Consider the following 16,624-nt stretch of genomic DNA (forward strand, 5'->3'; position numbering starts at 1 on the left):
AACGGCCCCCTTGGAGCCACGATGGATCTGGCCCCCGTCCTCGACGGGTTCGGCGTCGTCCTGGAACCCACCAACCTGCTGTACTGCCTGCTCGGCGTCGTCATCGGGATGCTCGTCGGCGTGCTGCCCGGACTGGGACCGGCGGCGACGATCGCGATCCTGCTGCCGCTGACCTTCGGCGTGGAACCGGTGACGGCGATCATCATGCTGGCCGGCATCTTCTACGGCGCGCAGTACGGCGGCACCATCACCTCCGTGCTGCTGCGGCTGCCCGGCGAGGCCTCCTCGGTGGTGACCGTCTTCGACGGCCACGCGCTCGCCCGCCAGGGCAAGGCGGGCACCGCGCTGGGCATCGCGGCCATCGGGTCGTTCGCCGGGGGCACGGTCTCCATCGTCGCGCTGTCCTTCTTCGCCCCGCTGGTCGCCGGCTTCGCGTTGGACTTCGGCCCGCCGGAGTACACCGCGCTGGCGCTGCTGGGCATCCTGCTGGTGGCCACCGTGAGCAACGGCGGCCGGCTCAAGGCGCTGGTCGCGGCCTGCCTCGGGCTGCTGCTGGCCACCGTCGGCCGGGACACCTTCACCGGCGTCGAGCGGTTCACCTTCGATTCGCTGGCCCTGTCCGACGGACTGGACTTCGTGCCGATCGCGATGGGGCTGTTCGGGCTCGGCGAGATCCTGCACGACCTGGAGCGGCGGCGCACCGCGGTGGCCGCCCCGTCGCGAGTGCCCAACGTGTGGCCGTCCCGCACCGACCTGCGGCGCTCCTCCGGGGCGATGGGACGCGGCTCGGTGGTCGGCTTCCTGCTCGGCATCCTGCCCGGCGGCGGCGCGACGCTGTCCTCGCTGTCGGCCTACGCGCTGGAGAAGCGGCGGTCGCCGACCCCGGAGCACTTCGGGCGCGGGGCGGTGGAAGGCGTCGCCGCTCCGGAAACGGCGAACAACGCCGCGTCCACTTCGTCGTTCATCCCGCTGCTCACCCTGGGCATCCCCGCCAACGCCACGATGGCGATGATCTTCGGGGCGCTGCTGGTGCACGGCGTCACGCCCGGCCCGCAACTGGTCGACCAGGAACCGGAGCTGTTCTGGGGCGTGGTGAACTCCATGTACCTCGGCAACGTGCTGCTGCTGATCATGAGCATCCCGCTGGTCGGGCTGTTCGTGAAGATCCTGCGGGTGCGCGCGGCGGTGCTGGCGCCGATCACGGTGCTCATCACGCTGATCGGCGTCTACACGGTGCGCAACAGCGTCTTCGACATCGCGCTGGTGGTGTTCTTCGGCCTGCTCGGCTACCTGATGAAGAAGTTCGGCTTCGAACCGGGACCGCTGGTGCTCGCGTTCGTCCTCGGCGCCATGCTGGAGGAGTCGCTGCGCCGGTCCCTGCTGATCTTCGACGGCGACCCGTCCGGGTTCCTCGCCCGCCCGATCTCCGGCACCCTGTTCGCCCTGCTGGTCGTGGTCGCGCTGATCCCGCTGGTGCGGCGCCTGGTCGTGGCCCGGCGCCGCACCCGGGAGCGGGTGTGACCGGTGGCGGCGGCGCCGGTTGACGGCCTCACCGCATGCGGCTCCGCCGCATTCCGAAAGGACCCGTCAGGCGGGGACGATCTCGCGGCCCAGGGGTACCAGCGACACGGGGACCAGCTTGAAGTTCGCCACGCCGAGCGGGATGCCGATGATCGTGATGCACAGCAGGGCACCGGTGACCAGGTGCCCGAGGGCCAGCCACCACCCGGCGAAGACCAGCCACACCAGGTTGCCCAGCAGCGACGCCGCCCCGGCATCGCGCCGGTCGACCAGCGTGCGCCCGAACGGCCAGAGCGCGTAGTTGGCCATCCGGAACGAGGCGATGCCGAACGGGATGGTGATGATCAGGATGCAGCAGATGACTCCGGCCACCGCGTAGCCGACCGCCATCCAGAAACCGGACAGGACCAGCCACAGCACGTTGAGGATCGCGTTCACGCCCCCCATTGTCCCGACGCCACCACCGGACCCCCAACCGGACGCCGATCAGCACCGATCGGTCAACCAGCGCCCAGCACGCGGTCGGCCGACCGCTCGCCCACTCCCCGGCCGTTCAGGTGCGCCCGGACCAGCCCGGCGGCTTCCTCCGGGGCCACCCCGAGGCCCGCCAGCCGGCCGGCCACCTCCCGCAGCCGAGCGCGGTAGCTCCCCGGCAGCTCGGCGCCGGTGGCGCTGAGCTGCGCGTGCTCGATGGCCAGGTGCAGCCGGACGTGGCGGTCCAGCTCCCGCAGGTGCACGAGTTCGTCGCTGAGGTCCTGCTGCCAGGCCCCGGAGGCGGCGGCCGCGTCCGGCGGCCGGTGCGCGAGCGGGCGCACGGCGCGGGTGCGGTAACCGGCGGTGACGGCGCCGATCTGGAAGGCGACGAGGGTGTCGAAGTGCGCGGCGCCGCCCGGTGGCACCGGCCTGCCGCGCTCGTCGGCGGGCAGCACTTCGAGCAGGGTGCGGCGCTGCCGGGCGGTGGGCACGCGGCGGTAGGAGCGCGGCTGCGGTCCGGGCAGGACCGAGCCGTCCCAGTCGTGGTGCGCCGGGCTCAGGTACCGGCCGCCGCGCCGGAGTTCGCGCACCGCCGCGACGTGGACGCCGACGAGGGGCGGAACGGCCAGCGCGAGGCCGGGTTCGGCGGGGTGGGTCCAAGCCGCGTTGAGCGCGATGTCGTCGTCGAACCGCAGCAGGTCGTCGAACACCGCCGGTTCCAGGACCAGGCAGTCCGCGTCGACGTAGCCGAAGTCGAACCGGTTGGTGGCGAACAGGAATTCCCACGCCGTGTTGGCGTCGACGGGCAGCCCGATGTGGTGGAACGGGCGGTCCAGGCGGGTGCGGATCCACCGCACCTCCGGTTCCGCCAGGCCGGAACCGAGCAGCACCAGGTTGACGTCGCGGGGCACCAGGCGCTCGGCGCTGACCAGCCGGTGCAGCAGCCCGCCGGTGACGAACAGGTAGACCGCGCCGCGCTTGCGCTCCAGCCGTTCGTAGAAGCGCTGGAACGCCTGGAGTTCCGGCCGTTCCTCGGCGGCGAACCGGCGGTCCCGCGCGGCGACGCGCCAGCGCGCGGGGACCACCCGGCGCCCGGTGTCCGATGCCCGCCGCCACCACGGCGCCGATTCCCGCGGTGCGTCCGCCGTCCCGATGCCTCGCGTGCCGGCCATGCGTTCCTCCCCCGGCGAAGCGGACGAACGCGCGGACGGATCCGGGGGCACCGGAACTGCGCACCGTTCTCCGCTCTCGGCTGTGCCGCGACGAACCGCTCCGCCGCCCACCCATCACATAACCGGGCGGATCACCATGTCAACGGGCGATTCGGGCCGTGCCCGGGGAATTCGGGAGTTCCGCCATCGCGATCACCGAGCGGGATTCACGCGCGGCGCGGGAATCGCCGTGATTCCGAACGGGCTGCCGCGATTCCGGGATTCCGGAACAACACCTCCGGGTGATCAGTGCTCGCCGACGAAGTGCACGCAATTGCCCGCCCGGTCGCGGACGGCGAATTCCCGACCCCACGGCTGGTCGCTGATGGCGGTGATCGCCGGGCCCGAGGTGTCCCGGTAGTCGGTGGACAGGACCGCACCGGCCCACTCGGCGTGCAGGTCGTCCAAGCCGTGCACCTCCACCCAGGCCTGGGTGTTGTCCGGGACCACCTGGTCGTCCACCGAGCAGATGAACAGCGTGACGTCGTCGCGCCCCACCCCGGCGAAGTCGGACTCGGCGAATTCGCGGGTGAAACCGAGCAGGGACCAGAATTCGACGGCGGCGGGCACGTCGACGGCGGTGAGCACCGGAACGGCAGCGGTCATCTTGGGCACGGCGGAACCCCTCTTCTTCGTTCGACAGCGGCGGACCCGCGGGAATCGCCATCGCGGGCGGCGGCGTCGCATCCCGCCGCGCAGGGCGCCGAACCTACCAGGACGGCATCGCCGACCGGGCCGGGACGCACCGAGCGGCGCGCGCTCTCACCGGCAACGGTGAACGCCCCGCGGACCCGCGGGTTCACCGGGGCGGGAAGCGCGTTCCCGGCGGGACGCTCCCTCACTTCCGGAGGCCGCTGAGCGCGGTGAGCACCGCCGCGTACCGGCCCGGGACGAGCCGGGCGAGCAGGTCGAGGACCTTGGCCGGGCGGGTGATGACCAGGCGGGGCTTGCGGGTGCGGACGGCCTCGGTGATGAGCCGCGCCGCCGTCGCGGGCGGCATGGTCAGGTGCTTGGAGAACTCGTCGCGCGCCGCTCGCTGCTCGTCGTCGGTGCCGCGGCCCAGTCGCGCGCTGGTGGCGATGCCGGTCTTGACGCCGCCGGGGTGCACCACCGTCACGCCGACCCCCCGGCCCGCCAGTTCGTGCCGGAGCGCTTCGGTGAACCCGCGCACCGCGAACTTGCTCGCCGCGTAGGCGACCTGCCCGGCGGGGGCGACGAGCCCGAACAGGCTGGAGGTGTTGACCACGTGCGCCCCGGGGTTGCCGCGCAGGTGCGGCAGGAACGCCATCGTCGTGGTCACCACCGCCCGGAAGTTGACCTCCATCAGCCAGTCGAAGTCCTCGATGCCGACCTGGTGCAGCTCACCGGCGAGCGCCACCCCGGCGTTGTTGACGAGCAGGTCGACCCGCTGGTGGCGGTCCAGCACCTCCTCGGCCAGGTCCGCCCGGTCGGCGCCGTCGGACAGGTCGACCACGTGGACGCTCGTGTCCGCGCCGAGCGCGCGGCACCGCTGCGCCACCCGGTCCAGGCCCGCCGAGTCCCGGTCGAGGAGGGCCAGCGCGCAGCCCCGGCCCGCGAGGTCGTGCGCCAGCGCCTCGCCGATGCCGCTCGCGGCGCCGGTGATCAGCGCGGTCGTGCCGGGGAATGCGAAGTCGCGCACGGGATCTCCTCAGCGGGTGGGTGCGGTGGTCGCGGATCGGTCGGGCGCCGAGGCGGTCCGGCTGAACAGCAGGGAGCCGTCGTCGACGCGGCTGAGCCGCATCGCGGGGAGCTCCACGAGGTAGTTCTGGTGCAGCCGCCACGGCCGCCGGGAACCCTGCTTCGGCAGCCGGTCGGCGGCCCGCATGACGTAACCTGAGGAGAGGTCCAGGATGGGCCGCTCCGAGCGCCGCGCCCCGGCGCCGCGCGGTCGGGGCAGGCAGGTGGTGTGCCCGTGGCGCCGCATGTGGTCGAGGACCCGACGCACGTACCGGGCGGTGAGGTCCGAGCGCAACGTCCAGGAGGCGTTGGTGTAGCCCAGCGACCACGCCAGGTTCGGCACCCCGCTGAACATCATGCCCTTGTAGACGACCTGGCGACCGGGGTCGACCGCTTCGCCGTCCACGGTCAGGTCGATCCCGCCGAACGCCAGCATCTCCAGCCCGGTCGCGGTGACCACGACGTCGGCCGCCAGCTCCTCGCCCGAGGTGAGCCGCACGCCGTGCTCGGTGAAGGATTCGAGGCCGTCGGTGACCACGCTCGCCCGGCCGTCCCGCAGCGCCCGGAACAGGTCGCCGTTGGGCACCAGGCACAGCCGCTGGTCCCACGGGTCGTAGCGGGGTGCGAAGTGCGGGTCGAGCGGGACGGAGTCCGGGAGCTGCCCGGCGACGCCGTCGCGCAGCACCCGGGCCGCCCGGCGCGGCCACCGGCGGCACAGCCGGTAGACCAGCGTGCCGGTGAGGATGTTCTTGCCGCGCACGAGCCGGTAGGCGAGCCGGTCGGGCAGGTGCGCGCGCAACCGCTCCGCCAGCGGGTCGACGTCCGGCCGGGAGGCGATGTAGGTGGGCGAACGCTGCAGCATGGTGACGTGCGCGGCATCCTCGGCCATCGACGGCACGAGCGTGACCGCCGTGGCGCCGCTGCCGACGACCACGACGCGCTCGCCCCGGTAGGAGAGGTCCGCCGGCCAGTGCTGCGGGTGCACGATCCGGCCGCGGAAGCGCTCCTGGCCGGGGAAGTCCACCACGTGCCCGTGGTCGTAGTCGTAGTAGCCGCTGCACAGGTACAGGAACGAGCAGGTGTGGGTCTCGGTCCGCCGCTCCGGGCCGACCTCGACCTCGACGGTCCACCGCGCGTGCGCCGAGGACCAGGCGGCGGCCACCACGCGGTGGTGGAACCGGATGTGCCGGTCGATGCCGTGTTCGGCCGCGGTGTCCCGGATGTACTCGCGGATCGACGCACCGTCGGCGATGGATTCGCGCCGCGTCCAGGGGCGGAACGGGTAGCCCAGGGTGTGCATGTCCGAATCGGACCGCACGCCCGGGTAGCGGAACAGGTCCCAGGTGCCGCCGATCGCGCCGCGCGCCTCGAAGATCGCGTAGTCGCGGTCCGGCGCCGCCGACCCGATCCGGTGGGCGGCACCGATGCCGGAGAGACCGGCACCGACGATGAGCACGTCCCAGTGCCTGCTGGTCATGGATGGACTCCTCCGCGTGGAACGACCGGCCCGCCGGAGCCGCCGCGCTGGCGATCAGCTCCCGCCCAGGACTATTATCCGAGCAATAACTCGCATTTGACAACTCGCGTTCGCACCTGCGGTGATGCTGCGATCACTCGCGTTCCACGGGGAGGAGCGGCCACCATGCCCGTGCCGGAACCCGGCGGTGCGGCGGCACCCACGCCCGGGCGCCGCCGGATGCCGAAGCAGCGGCGCAGCCGGGAGCTCGTCGAGCGGATCCTGACCGCGGCGAGCGAGCTGTTCGCCGAGCGCGGGTACGCGGAGGTCAACACGAACCTCGTCGCCGCGCGGGCGGGCGTCTCGGTCGGTTCGCTGTACCAGTTCTTCGCCGACAAGGACGCGATCCTCACGGCGCTGCAGGAGCAGTGGACGATCCGGCTCGGGGCGGCGCTCGACGAGCGGCTCCGCGACGCGCTCGACGCCGAGCCCGCCGAACTCATCGACGAGGTGCTCGACATCCACGCCGCGCTGAACGAGGACCCGCCGGGACTGCTGGGGTTCCTGCTGAGCTCGTCGACCTCGCCCCCGGCCGCGCCCGGCGTGGTCGAGGCGATCCGCAGCCGCCTGGTGCAGCGGCTGGAGGTCCTGGCACCGGCCATGCCGCCGGAACGCCGGGAGACCGCGGCCTCGGTGATCGTGCACATCAGCAACGGGCTCTACGCGGTCGGGCGCAGCGCCGGGGCCACCGACCCCGCCGTGCGCGCCGAAGTGCGCCGCGCCCTGCTCTCCTACGTCCGGACGCTGCGCGACGAGACCTGATCCCCTGTGGTGATCATCACGGGCCGAAGCGGACGTACCGGGTCCGCGACGCTGCGTGCGGTCGTCGCGCTCGGTGACGCGCGGGGCGGCCGATCCGGCAGGTCGGCGCCGCCCGCGGGGCCGTGCCGCGGCGGATCGCGGCCATGATCATCACGCTGCGCCGCCGCTTACCATCGGCACGCGACCGGGCGCGGCACCCGGCGGAACGCGGACGCCCCGCCACGTCGCCCGCCCGCAGCAGCCCACCACGCCACGGAGGCCAGCAGACGTGTCCACGCCCCCCGACTTGACCACCGACGTCCTGATCATCGGCTCCGGGCCGGCCGGGGCCTCGGCGGCGCTGTTCCTGTCGACCTACGGCGTCGACAACCTCGTGGTCTCCAAGTACCGGTGGACCGCCAACACCCCCCGCGCGCACATCACCAACCAGCGCACGGTGGAGATCATGCGGGACATGGGGATCGAGGACCAGGTCAAGGCGAAGGCCACGCCGCACCACCTGATCGGCGACACGGTGTTCTGCTCGTCGCTGGCCGGTGAGGAGATCGGCCGGGTGCGCACCTGGGGCACCCACCCGCAGCGCGAGGCCGACTACGTGATGGCCAGCCCGTCGATGAACTGCGACCTGCCGCAGCACCTGTTCGAGCCGATCCTGGTCTCCGCCGCCGCCGAGCGCGGCACCCGGTTCCGCTTCGACACCGAGTACCTGTCGCTGACCCAGGACGACTCCGGGGTCACCGCGCTGGTCCGGGACCGCTCGACGGGCCACGAGTACCGCGTCCGCGCCCGCTACGCCATCGGCGCCGACGGGGGCCGCTCGAAGGTCGCCGCCGACCTCGAGCTGCCGATGGAAGGCGAGATGGACGTGGCGGGGTCGATGAACATCGTCTTCGACGCGGACCTGTCGCACCTGGTCGAGCACCGGCCGTCGGTGCTGTACTGGGTGCTGCAACCCGGCGCGACGATCGGCGGGATCGGGTTGGGCCTGGTCCGGATGGTGCGGCCGTGGAACGAGTGGCTGGCCACCTGGGGCTACGACATCGACCAGCCGCCGCCGGAACTCGACGAGGCGATGGCCACCGAGATCGTGCGCGGACTCGTCGGCGATCCCTCGATCCCGGTGACGATCCGCTCGATGTCGTTGTGGGGCAACAACAAGATGTACGCCACCCGGTACCGGCAGGGCCGGGTGTTCATCGCGGGCGACGCCGCGCACCGACACCCGCCGTCCAACGGGCTGGGCTCCAACACCTCCATCGGCGACTCCTACAACCTCGCCTGGAAGCTCGCCCACGTGCTGCGCGGCGTCGCGGGCGAGGCGCTGCTGGACAGCTACGAGGCCGAGCGCGCCCCGGTGGGCGAGCAGATCGTGCTGCGGGCCAACAAGTCCATCGAGGAGTTCGGCGCCATCCTGGACGCGCTCGGGGTGCACGAGACCGAGGACACCGAGGCGATGCGGGCGGCGATCGACTCCCGCCGCGACGCCACGCCCGAGGGCGCCCGCAAGCGCGAGCTGCTGCGCAAGGCGATGGAGCTGAAGAACTACGAGTTCAACGCGCTGGGCGTCGAACTCGGCCAGCGCTACGCCTCCACGGCCGTCGTCGGCGACGGCACCCCCGAACCGGAGTACACCCGCGATCCGGAGCTGCACCACCACCCGACCACCTGGCCCGGCGCCCGCCTGCCGCACGCCTGGCTGGGCCGCGACGGGCACAAGGTCTCCACCCACGACCTCGTCGGCCGGGGGCGCTTCACCGTGCTCACCGGCCTCGGCGGGCAGCCCTGGGTCGACGCCGCCGCCGAGATCGGCGCCGAACTCGGCGTCGAGGTCGACGCGCACCTGATCGGCCCCGGCCGGCCCTACACCGACCTCTACGACGACTGGTCCCGGCTCAGCGAGATCGCCGAGGACGGCGTGCTGCTGGTCCGCCCCGACGCCCACGTCGCCTGGCGCAGCGCCGCGCTGCCCGAGGACCCCGCCGCCCGGCTCCGCGACGCCCTCGCGGCGGTGCTGTCCCGCTGAAGCCCGATGCCCGCTCCGCCCGGCGCGGTGCGGGCGGAGGTTGCGGGGCGCCGGGCGGGGATGCCACGATCACGGCATGCCTACCGGAAAGGGCGCGACCGCCCTGACTCGTTGAGCGGGCGCCGCGGGCGCCGGGCCCGCCGTTCCCCGCTCCCCTCCGACCGTTCCGCGCTGGACCGGCGCCTCGCGCGCTGGCGGCGAGCGGTGGAGATCCGCGCCGACTGGCAGCGCCACGCGCTGCGCAGCGCTCCCGCCGACCGGGCCGCCGCCGAGGCGGCGATCACCGCGCTGTACGCGAGGGTGGGCGCGCCACCGCCCGCGTTCGAGTGGGTGGATTCCCCGGCCGCCGCCCTGCGTTCGGTGCCCGCGTCGACCGCACCCACCCCGGCGCGGTTCACCGCGGTGGAACACCGGCTGGCGTCGCTGATGTCGTCCCTGCGGGAACGGCTCGGCGACCCCCTCGGCGTCCCCGAGCCGCGCGATCCACCGTCCGATCCGGAAACCGCGTTGCGCTCCGGTGCACCGCTGCGCCCGGTGCTGGCCGAGGAGGTGCACCGCGCGTTGCGCCGCCGGATCCGGGACGCGGTGGCCGGACCGGTCAAGTCGGCGCTGCCCGGGCCGACCGGGCTGTGCTGGTTCGGGCAGCACGAGGTCGACTGGATCGCGCACGGCGACGTGCACCGGCGGCTGTGGCGGTTCGACGACACCGACGCCCTGGAACCGTGGGCCCTGTTGGCCCGCTCCGCCGGCTGGTGGTGGCCGCGCGAGGGCCGGTGCGTGGTCGCCGAACGCCCCGCCGCCGTGCGCGTCGAACCGATGCCCGGTGCGAGCACCGGTGAGCTGCGGTTGCACGCCGCCACCGGACCGGCCGTGGTGTACCCGGACGGCTGGGCGGTGCACTCCTGGCACGGCACCCGGGTGCCCGCCTGGGTGATCGAGGACCCCGCACCGGAGCGGATCGCCGCCGAGCGCAACGTGGAGGTGCGGCGCTGCGCGATCGAGCGCCTCGGCGGCTGGGAGCGCTACGCCGACGTGGCCGGTCTGGCGCTGGTCGGCGCGGCTCCCGATCCGGGCAACCCGGGTTGCGAACTGCACCTCTACGACGTGCCGTACCGGCAGTCGGGCGGCTCGGTCCAGCTGCTGCTGGCCGTCAACGGCTCCGCCGAGCGCGACGGCACCCGGCGCCGCTACGGCTTGCACGTGCCGCCCTGGTTCCGCGACCCGGTCGACGCGGCCGGGTGGTCCTACGGGCTCACCGGAGCCCAGTACGCGCGGCTGCTCCGCCGCACCTGATCACGACTTCCCGAGGTGATGCAGATGAATCTCGCCGAACTCCTCGACCGCACCGGCCTCGACGCCTTGGACCACCTGGAACGCGAGCTGTCCGTACCGGTGCTCGACGGCCTCCAGGCGCAGGGCGACCTGCTCGTCCTGCCGCTGGCGATGCTCGGCACCATCACCGTGCCCACCCGCGCCCGCTGGCACCCCGTTCCGCCGGAAGGCGTGGAGCTGCTGCGCGGCGCGGCGGGCGGCAACCCGCACACCCTGGTGTCCGATCGGGACACCTGCCGGTGGAGCCCCGCGGTGCACGACCCGCTGGGCCTGACCATCGCGGCGTTCGAGAACACCGCCCCGGCGTTCCTGGTGCACCCGGAGCACGGCGGTAGTGGGGTGGCACCCGGCCGTTGGCTGGTGCGGCGCCAGCAGGAACGCGGCGCCGCCCGCAGCTCCGGCCCCCGCCGCGTCCTGGTCGCCGACTGACGACCGTCCGCTGTGGGCGGAAGCGACCAGGACGGCGCCCATCAGGGCAGCGGTGGGGTCGTGGGCGGTGGGACGCGGTGGTGGGTGCGCTGTTCGTAGGCGTGGCCCAAGGCGAGCAGGTGCGGTTCGGCGAAGGGCGCGCCCATGAGTTCGACGCCGATCGGCAGCCCGTCCGGGGTGAACCCGGCGGGCACGCTCAGCGCCGGGAAGCCGCTGTGCGCGGCGAGCCGGCAGTTGAGGTGCGACTGGCGGGTGCCGAGTTCCGTCGGCGGGGCGGAGACCGAAGGGTAGACCAGCGCGTCGAGGTCGTGGGCGACCATCAGCTCGTGCAGCTGCCGCCGGAGCACGTCGCGCCGGCGCAGCGCCTCGTCGTGCGCGTCGTTCGGCAGCGCGGGGCTGTCCAGCAGCGTCCGCAGGCGTTGCTGGACCTCCGGGATCGCCGCCTCGGAGGCCACCACGTCGTCCAGGGTCGTCCGGTCGCGGGGCGGTTCCAGCCCGGCGAGCTCCGGGGGCCGGGCGTGCGCGCCAGGTAGGTGTTGAGGTGGTGCTCGAACTCGTGCTTGATGCGGCTGGATTCCGCGAGCTCGCCGGTGATCCGCGGCAGCGGGCCGAGCTCCACCGCGTGCGCTCCGGCGGCGGTCATGTCCGCGATGGCGGTGCGCACCACGGCGCTGGTCGGCCGCTCGGCCGCCGCGTCGCCGAAGTAGTCGGTGACGACGCCGAGCCGCGCGCCGCGCAGCGCGTCGGGGTGCAACCCCCGCAGGTAGCTCGGCGGCACGTGCCCGTGCGCCTGCGCGGTCGCCGGGTCAGCCGGATCGGGTCCGGCGGTGGCGTCGAGCACCACCGCGACGTCGCGGACCGAGGTGGCCATCGGCCCGAGCACGTCCTGGCTGCCGGCCAACGGCAGCACTCCGTCGAGGCTGGACAGTCCCGTGGTGGCCCGCAGGGTCACGAGGTTGGTGTGCGCGGCGGGGATGCGCAGCGATCCGCAGGTGTCGGTGCCCAGACCCGCGGGAGCGAAGGCCGCCGCCACGCCCGCCCCGGTGCCCCCGCTGGACCCGCCGGGGTGGCGTCGCTGGTCGTAGGGGTTGCGGGTCTGGCCGCCGGCCGAGCTGACCGTGGTGACGTCCATCGCGAACTCGTGCATGTTGGTCTTGGCCAGCACGATCGCGCCGGCTTCGCGGAGCCGCCGGACCTGCGTCGCGTCGTCGTGCAGCCGGGAACCGCGCAACGCGGCCGAGCCGCCGGTGGTGGCCATCCCGCGCACGTCCACGTTGTCCTTGAGCACCAGCGGGACGCCGTGCAGCGGTCCGCGCACCGCGCCGCGCCGCCGTTCCGCGTCCAATTCGCCGGCCCGCCGCGCGGCGTGCGGGTTGACCGCGATGATCGCGTTCACGCCCGGCTGGTCGGCGTAGGCGTCCTCGTAGGCGTCGATGCGGCGCAGGTACCGCTCGACCAGCGCCACCGAGGTGGTCCGGCCCTCGGCCAGCAGCCGGGCGGTGCCGACGACGTCGAGCCCGACCACCTGGACCGGGCCGGGCGGTGCGGCCTCCGCCGCCCCGGTCCCGAGCAGCAGCGGTACCGCCAGCACCACCGATAACAGCCGTCGCCTCGCAAGCATGGCCACTCCCCCAATGGTGGACGTGCCGAGGGTACGAACGCCGGTGTCCCGCCGCAGGACGACCGGGCCGCACCACCCCCGGTGCCCGGAGCGAGCTCTGCCGGGAACACGCGGGAGCGACCGGGGGTGGCGGGTCCGCCGCGGTGCGGCGGAAGCGGGGTCAGCGCTGCGTCGGGTACGGCAGCAGCGCCATCTCCCGCGCCTGGGCGATGGCCCGGGCGACCTGGCGCTGTTCCCTCGGGCCGAGGCCGGTGACCCGGCGGGAACGAATCCGGCCTCGGGGCGACAGGAACTCGCGCAACAGCGACACGTCCTTCCAGTCCACCTCGGTGACCCCTGCGCGGCGCAACAGGTTCTCCCGGCGCGGGGGGCTGTAGCGGGCGCGCGCCATCGCCGTCACCAGCTCGACTTGGTCACGCCGGGCAGCTCGCCGCGGTGCGCGAGCTCGCGCAGGCGCACCCGGGAGAGCCCGAACTTGCGGAAGTAGCCGCGCGGACGGCCGTCGACGACGTCGCGGTTGCGCACCCGGGTCGCGCTGGCGTCGCGCGGCTGGCGGGACAGCTCGGCGAGGGCGGCGGTGCGCTGCTCGACGGTGCTGCCCGGCGCCTTGATGATCCGCTTGAGCTCGGCGCGGCGCTCGGCGTGGCGGGCCACGACGACGCGGCGCTGCTGATCGCGGGCGATCTTGGACTTCTTGGCCACTGCTCCCCTCCCGCCTTCAGACCCGCTCGCCCCGGGCGCGCAGCTCGGCGACGACCGCCTCGATGCCGCGCCGATCGATCGTCCCGACCCCCTTCGCCGACACCCGCAACCGCACCCAGCGCTGCTCCGACGGGAGCCAGTACCGGCGCCGCTGCACGTTGGGCAGCCAGCGCCGCGAGGTGCGCTGCTGCGAGTGGGAGACCTGCTTGCCGTGTCCGGGCACGCGCCCGGTCACCTGGCATCGGACGGACACCACAACCTCCTGATAACGACATCCGTTTTCAACTAGTGTAGCGTCCCGGCAAGCAATTGAAAACCATTGTCGATTGGAGGCGCACGTGCGGAGCCAGCCGACCCGGACCTCCCGAGTGCCGCTGCTGCTGGTGGCGGGTCTTCCCGAGGAACCGGTCACCGCCGTCACCGACGCCGTCCGCGCGACCGATCCGCGCGGCACCGCCGTGGTGCACCACGACCTGCGCACCCTGCCCGAAGGCGTGCTGCGCCGCCACGTCCGGCACGGCGAGGCCGAGGACACCGCGGTGCTCGAACTCGCCCACGGCTGCGTCTCGTGCACGCTGCGGGAGGACTTCCTGCCGCTGCTGCGCCGCCTGGCCCGCACGCCGGGGGTGCGGCGCATCGTCGTGCGGCTCGACCCGGCGCTGGAACCGGAGGCGATCTGCTGGGCGATCGAGCACGTCGTGGTCGACGACGCCCCGGTGGCCGAGGACGTCGAGGTGCGGGCCGCGCTCGCGGTGGTGGACCTGCCGAGCTGGCTCGACGACGCCGGCGGCGACGAGGAGCTGCGCGAGCGCGGGCTCGGCGGCAGCGCGGACGACGAGCGCACGGTCGCCCAGGTCGCCGTCGGCCAGGTGGAGTTCGCCGACGCCGTGGTCCTGGCCGGCGAAGCGGAGCGCTGGCGGGCCAGGCGCACCGAGGCGGTGCTCGCGCGGCTGGCACCGACCGCACCGCGCACCGCGCTCGGCGGACTCGACGTGCCCGCGCTGCTGGACCGGATCCCGGCCGATGCCCGGCGCGGCGCGGTCGACGGCGCGCACGGGCCGCTGCTGCGCGGGCAGCCACCGATGGAACCGGTCGCCGGGGTCGCGGTCGTGCTGTTCGAACAACGCCGCCCCTTCCACCCCGAACGCCTGCACGAAGCGCTGGACGCGCTGCTCGACGGGGTGGTGCGCGCCCGCGGCCGGGCGTGGGTGGCCGGCGATCCCGACAGCGTGCTGTGGCTGGAATCGGCGGGCGGTGGGCTGCACCTCGGCCACGCCGGGCCGTGGCTGGCCGCGCTGCCCCCGGAGCGGTGGGCGGAGGTACCGGTGGAGCAGCGGCTGCGTGCCTCGCTGCACTGGGACGAGCACTACGGCGACCGGATGCAGGAACTCGTCGTCCTCGTCCACGAAGCCGACCCCGGCGACGTGCTGCGCGCGCTGCGCGGCGCGCTGCTCACCGACGACGAGCTCGCCTCGGGCGAGCAGGCGTGGCGCGCCCCCGCCGAGTCGGCGATCACCTGGCACGAGGACCCGTGCGAGCCCGCTCCCCGCGACCAGCACGGCTGAGCCCCGCTCGCGCGGCGGAATCCCGGCGGCCGTCCCGCGCCGCCCCCGATCGAGGAGGAAGACATGGCAGTGCCCAAGCGCAAGACGTCCCGGAGCAACACCCGCCACCGGCGGGCGCGGTGGAAGGCCGCCGCACCCGAGCTGGTGCCGATCGTGGTCGACGGTGAGCGGAAGCTGGTGCCGCGCAAGCTGATCCGCCACTTCCACGGACGCTGAACCGACCACCGACGGGGACCTACCGCTCACCGGCAGGTCCCCGTCGGCGCGTGGTGCCCGTTCGCCGCGGCGGAGCCGCCGCCGGACGACATCCGGCTTGACCTCGACCGCGCTGGAATTCCTAGCGTGGTGATCGTGACCGGCACCGGTTCGCGGCTCCACCGCGGGTGTCGGCCGGTCCTGCCACGATGGTCCGCGCACCGGGGCCGGATCCGCCGCACCCGCCAGGAGGAACGTCCATGACGACCCCCGCCCGTCGTCTCCCGCGCGCGCTGCTGCCGTTCCGGCACCGCGCCTACCGCAGGCTCGCGGTCTCGCTGTTCTTCTCGCTGTTCACCAGCGGGCTGTGGGCGGTGGCGCAGGTGTGGGAGGTGATCCGCATCGGCGGCGGACCGCCGGAGCTCTCCGCGGTGGGCGCGGCGGCCTCGGCGGGCACGCTGGTCTTCGGCCTGGTCGGCGGGGTGCTGGCCGATCGCCTGCCGCAGAAGCACATCCTGCTCGGGGTGCACGGCGTGCAGGCCGCCTGCTTCGGCGCCGCCGCGGTGCTCTCGCTGACCGGTCAGACCCGGCTGTGGCACCTGGTGGTCATCGGGTTCGTCGGCGGCATGGCCTCCGCGTTCTACTACCCGGCGTATTCGGCGTGGATCCCGGCGCTGGTCGCCGCGGACGACCTGATGGCGGTCAACGGGTTCGAGGGCGCGCTGCGGCCCACCGTGCAGCAGGCCGCCGGACCGGCGGTGGCCGGCCTGATCATCGGGGCGCTGTCCCCCGGCATCGCCCTCGCCGCCGCGTCCTGCTGCGCGCTGCTGGCCACCGGGATCCTCACCACCGTGCCCGCGACGCCGTTGCGCGGGGCCCGCGGCACCGCCCCGCGCTCGGCGGTGGCCGACCTGCTCGAAGGGTTCCGGTACGTCGTCTCGACCCGCTGGTTGCTGTCGAGCCTGCTGTTCGCGGCGCTGCTGGTGCTGGCGGTGATGGGACCGCTCCAGGTGTTGCTGCCGTTCTTCATCAAGGACCACCTCGGCGGGGACGCCTCCGCCCACGCCGGGATGATGGCCGCCTTCGGGATCGGCGGTGCCGCGGGCTCGGCGGTGATGACCTCGCTGCGGATCCCCCGCCGCTACCTCACCGCGACCCTCGGCATGTGGGGGCTGTCCTGCACCTCGTTCGCGCTGATCGCGGTCAGCGACCGGCTGCTGACGGTGGCGATCGCGGCCTTCGTGCTCGGTGCGCTGTTCTCCGCGCCGATGGTCATCTGGGGACGCTGCTCCAACGGCTCGTGCCACCGCACCTGCTCGGCCGGGTGTCGAGCCTGGACTTCTTCGTCTCGATCGCCCTCATGCCGCTGTCCCTGGCCGTCGCCGGACCGGTCGCCGCGCTGATCGGCCTCACCCCGACGTTCCTGATCGCCGCGGTGATCCCGCTGCTGGCGGCGCTGGTCACCATCGTGCTGGCGCGGCTGCCGAAGGAGGAGCTCGCCCACCCGCTCACCGACCCGCAACCGGAACCCGCCGCGGCCTGAGCACCGCGGCTGCGAGGAGCGCTCGGCTGCGA

19 protein-coding genes are annotated in these 16,624 nt (G+C 73.8%); 9 read left to right on the forward strand and 10 right to left on the reverse strand.

Features of this window, described 5'->3' with window-relative positions:
* Window positions 1–21: 21 nt before the first annotated feature.
* Window positions 22–1,521: a tripartite tricarboxylate transporter permease gene (locus tag ACQP0T_RS16645; protein ID WP_433868886.1), complete on the forward strand. Its 1,500-nt coding sequence runs from the start codon at window positions 22–24 to the stop codon at window positions 1,519–1,521.
* A gap of 66 nt (window positions 1,522–1,587) precedes the next feature.
* On the opposite strand, the gene ACQP0T_RS16650 is transcribed toward ACQP0T_RS16645, so the two are convergent.
* The 5 genes from ACQP0T_RS16650 to ACQP0T_RS16670 form a co-directional block, all read right to left on the reverse strand.
* The gene (locus tag ACQP0T_RS16650; protein WP_345360959.1) at window positions 1,588–1,959 is read right to left on the reverse strand and encodes a YccF domain-containing protein; all 372 of its coding nucleotides are present in this window, start codon (window positions 1,957–1,959) and stop codon (window positions 1,588–1,590) included.
* 62 nt (window positions 1,960–2,021) lie between these two features.
* The gene (locus tag ACQP0T_RS16655; RefSeq protein ID WP_433868887.1) at window positions 2,022–3,167 is read right to left on the reverse strand and encodes a hypothetical protein; all 1,146 of its coding nucleotides are present in this window, start codon (window positions 3,165–3,167) and stop codon (window positions 2,022–2,024) included.
* Between the two features lie 285 nt (window positions 3,168–3,452).
* Window positions 3,453–3,812, reverse strand: a complete 360-nt coding sequence (locus tag ACQP0T_RS16660) for a bleomycin resistance protein (RefSeq protein ID WP_433868888.1) — start codon at window positions 3,810–3,812, stop codon at window positions 3,453–3,455.
* Between the two features lie 232 nt (window positions 3,813–4,044).
* Window positions 4,045–4,866 carry an SDR family NAD(P)-dependent oxidoreductase gene (locus tag ACQP0T_RS16665; RefSeq protein ID WP_433868889.1) on the reverse strand — a complete coding sequence of 274 codons (822 nt, stop codon included), beginning with the start codon at window positions 4,864–4,866 and terminating at the stop codon, window positions 4,045–4,047.
* Between the two features lie 9 nt (window positions 4,867–4,875).
* Window positions 4,876–6,381, reverse strand: a complete 1,506-nt coding sequence (locus ACQP0T_RS16670; RefSeq protein ID WP_433868890.1) for a flavin-containing monooxygenase — start codon at window positions 6,379–6,381, stop codon at window positions 4,876–4,878.
* A gap of 165 nt (window positions 6,382–6,546) precedes the next feature.
* On the opposite strand from ACQP0T_RS16670, the gene ACQP0T_RS16675 reads away from it, so the two are divergent.
* The 4 genes from ACQP0T_RS16675 (at window position 6,547) to ACQP0T_RS16690 (ending at window position 10,966) form a co-directional block, all read left to right on the forward strand.
* Window positions 6,547–7,182, forward strand: coding sequence for a TetR/AcrR family transcriptional regulator (locus tag ACQP0T_RS16675; RefSeq protein ID WP_433868891.1), 636 nt, complete (start codon window positions 6,547–6,549; stop codon window positions 7,180–7,182).
* 286 nt (window positions 7,183–7,468) lie between these two features.
* On the forward strand, window positions 7,469–9,205 hold the full coding sequence (locus tag ACQP0T_RS16680; RefSeq protein ID WP_433868892.1) for an FAD-dependent oxidoreductase: 1,737 nt from the start codon (window positions 7,469–7,471) through the stop codon (window positions 9,203–9,205).
* 111 nt (window positions 9,206–9,316) lie between these two features.
* On the forward strand, window positions 9,317–10,498 hold the full coding sequence (locus ACQP0T_RS16685) for a DUF6745 domain-containing protein (protein ID WP_433868893.1): 1,182 nt from the start codon (window positions 9,317–9,319) through the stop codon (window positions 10,496–10,498).
* Window positions 10,499–10,522: 24 nt separating this feature from the next.
* Window positions 10,523–10,966 carry a hypothetical protein gene (locus ACQP0T_RS16690; RefSeq protein WP_433868894.1) on the forward strand — a complete coding sequence of 148 codons (444 nt, stop codon included), beginning with the start codon at window positions 10,523–10,525 and terminating at the stop codon, window positions 10,964–10,966.
* 41 nt (window positions 10,967–11,007) lie between these two features.
* On the opposite strand, the gene ACQP0T_RS16695 is transcribed toward ACQP0T_RS16690, so the two are convergent.
* The 5 genes from ACQP0T_RS16695 to rpmB form a co-directional block, all read right to left on the reverse strand.
* Window positions 11,008–11,313, reverse strand: a complete 306-nt coding sequence (locus ACQP0T_RS16695; RefSeq protein WP_433868895.1) for an amidase family protein — start codon at window positions 11,311–11,313, stop codon at window positions 11,008–11,010.
* Complete coding sequence (locus tag ACQP0T_RS16700) at window positions 11,286–12,587, reverse strand: amidase family protein (protein WP_433868896.1); 1,302 nt, start codon at window positions 12,585–12,587, stop codon at window positions 11,286–11,288. The genes ACQP0T_RS16695 and ACQP0T_RS16700 overlap by 28 nt, the downstream gene beginning before the upstream one ends.
* A gap of 160 nt (window positions 12,588–12,747) precedes the next feature.
* Window positions 12,748–12,978 (reverse strand): 30S ribosomal protein S18, encoded by a 231-nt coding sequence (rpsR, locus tag ACQP0T_RS16705; RefSeq protein ID WP_433873751.1) that lies wholly within the window; start codon window positions 12,976–12,978, stop codon window positions 12,748–12,750.
* A 5-nt stretch (window positions 12,979–12,983) separates the two neighbouring features.
* Window positions 12,984–13,289, reverse strand: a complete 306-nt coding sequence (gene rpsN, locus ACQP0T_RS16710; protein WP_433868897.1) for a 30S ribosomal protein S14 — start codon at window positions 13,287–13,289, stop codon at window positions 12,984–12,986.
* A gap of 16 nt (window positions 13,290–13,305) precedes the next feature.
* Window positions 13,306–13,542, reverse strand: coding sequence for a 50S ribosomal protein L28 (gene rpmB, locus ACQP0T_RS16715; RefSeq protein ID WP_433868898.1), 237 nt, complete (start codon window positions 13,540–13,542; stop codon window positions 13,306–13,308).
* 85 nt (window positions 13,543–13,627) lie between these two features.
* Here rpmB and mrf point away from each other — a divergent pair, with 85 nt between their 5' ends.
* The 4 genes from mrf (at window position 13,628) to ACQP0T_RS16735 (ending at window position 16,592) form a co-directional block, all read left to right on the forward strand.
* Window positions 13,628–14,854 carry a ribosome hibernation factor-recruiting GTPase MRF gene (gene mrf / locus ACQP0T_RS16720; RefSeq protein WP_433868899.1) on the forward strand — a complete coding sequence of 409 codons (1,227 nt, stop codon included), beginning with the start codon at window positions 13,628–13,630 and terminating at the stop codon, window positions 14,852–14,854.
* A 63-nt stretch (window positions 14,855–14,917) separates the two neighbouring features.
* Entirely contained in the window at window positions 14,918–15,070 is a 153-nt protein-coding gene (rpmF, locus tag ACQP0T_RS16725) for a 50S ribosomal protein L32 (protein WP_345360997.1), read from the forward strand.
* Between the two features lie 239 nt (window positions 15,071–15,309).
* Complete coding sequence (locus ACQP0T_RS16730) at window positions 15,310–16,452, forward strand: MFS transporter (protein ID WP_433868900.1); 1,143 nt, start codon at window positions 15,310–15,312, stop codon at window positions 16,450–16,452.
* Window positions 16,410–16,592: a hypothetical protein gene (locus ACQP0T_RS16735; RefSeq protein ID WP_433868901.1), complete on the forward strand. Its 183-nt coding sequence runs from the start codon at window positions 16,410–16,412 to the stop codon at window positions 16,590–16,592. Before ACQP0T_RS16730 ends, ACQP0T_RS16735 begins: the two co-directional genes overlap by 43 nt.
* The last annotated feature ends 32 nt before the right edge of the window (window positions 16,593–16,624 follow it).

The organism is Saccharopolyspora sp. CA-218241 (assembly GCF_050954615.1).
In the GTDB taxonomy this organism is placed as follows: domain Bacteria; phylum Actinomycetota; class Actinomycetes; order Mycobacteriales; family Pseudonocardiaceae; genus Saccharopolyspora; species Saccharopolyspora cebuensis.

Excerpts from the sequence above, each read along its gene's own strand:
- ACQP0T_RS16645 (WP_433868886.1), top strand. The coding sequence starts at position 22 with ATGGATCTGGCCCCCGTCCTCGACGGGTTCGGCGTCGTCCTGGAACCC.
- ACQP0T_RS16690 (WP_433868894.1), top strand. The coding sequence starts at position 10,523 with ATGAATCTCGCCGAACTCCTCGACCGCACCGGCCTCGACGCCTTGGAC.
- ACQP0T_RS16700 (WP_433868896.1), bottom strand. The coding sequence starts at position 12,587 with ATGCTTGCGAGGCGACGGCTGTTATCGGTGGTGCTGGCGGTACCGCTG.
- ACQP0T_RS16655 (WP_433868887.1), bottom strand. The coding sequence starts at position 3,167 with ATGGCCGGCACGCGAGGCATCGGGACGGCGGACGCACCGCGGGAATCG.
- ACQP0T_RS16670 (WP_433868890.1), bottom strand. The coding sequence starts at position 6,381 with ATGACCAGCAGGCACTGGGACGTGCTCATCGTCGGTGCCGGTCTCTCC.
- ACQP0T_RS16735 (WP_433868901.1), top strand. The coding sequence starts at position 16,410 with ATGCCGCTGTCCCTGGCCGTCGCCGGACCGGTCGCCGCGCTGATCGGC.
- rpmF (WP_345360997.1), top strand. The coding sequence starts at position 14,918 with ATGGCAGTGCCCAAGCGCAAGACGTCCCGGAGCAACACCCGCCACCGG.
- ACQP0T_RS16730 (WP_433868900.1), top strand. The coding sequence starts at position 15,310 with ATGACGACCCCCGCCCGTCGTCTCCCGCGCGCGCTGCTGCCGTTCCGG.
- ACQP0T_RS16675 (WP_433868891.1), top strand. The coding sequence starts at position 6,547 with ATGCCCGTGCCGGAACCCGGCGGTGCGGCGGCACCCACGCCCGGGCGC.
- ACQP0T_RS16660 (WP_433868888.1), bottom strand. The coding sequence starts at position 3,812 with ATGACCGCTGCCGTTCCGGTGCTCACCGCCGTCGACGTGCCCGCCGCC.
- rpsR (WP_433873751.1), bottom strand. The coding sequence starts at position 12,978 with ATGGCGCGCGCCCGCTACAGCCCCCCGCGCCGGGAGAACCTGTTGCGC.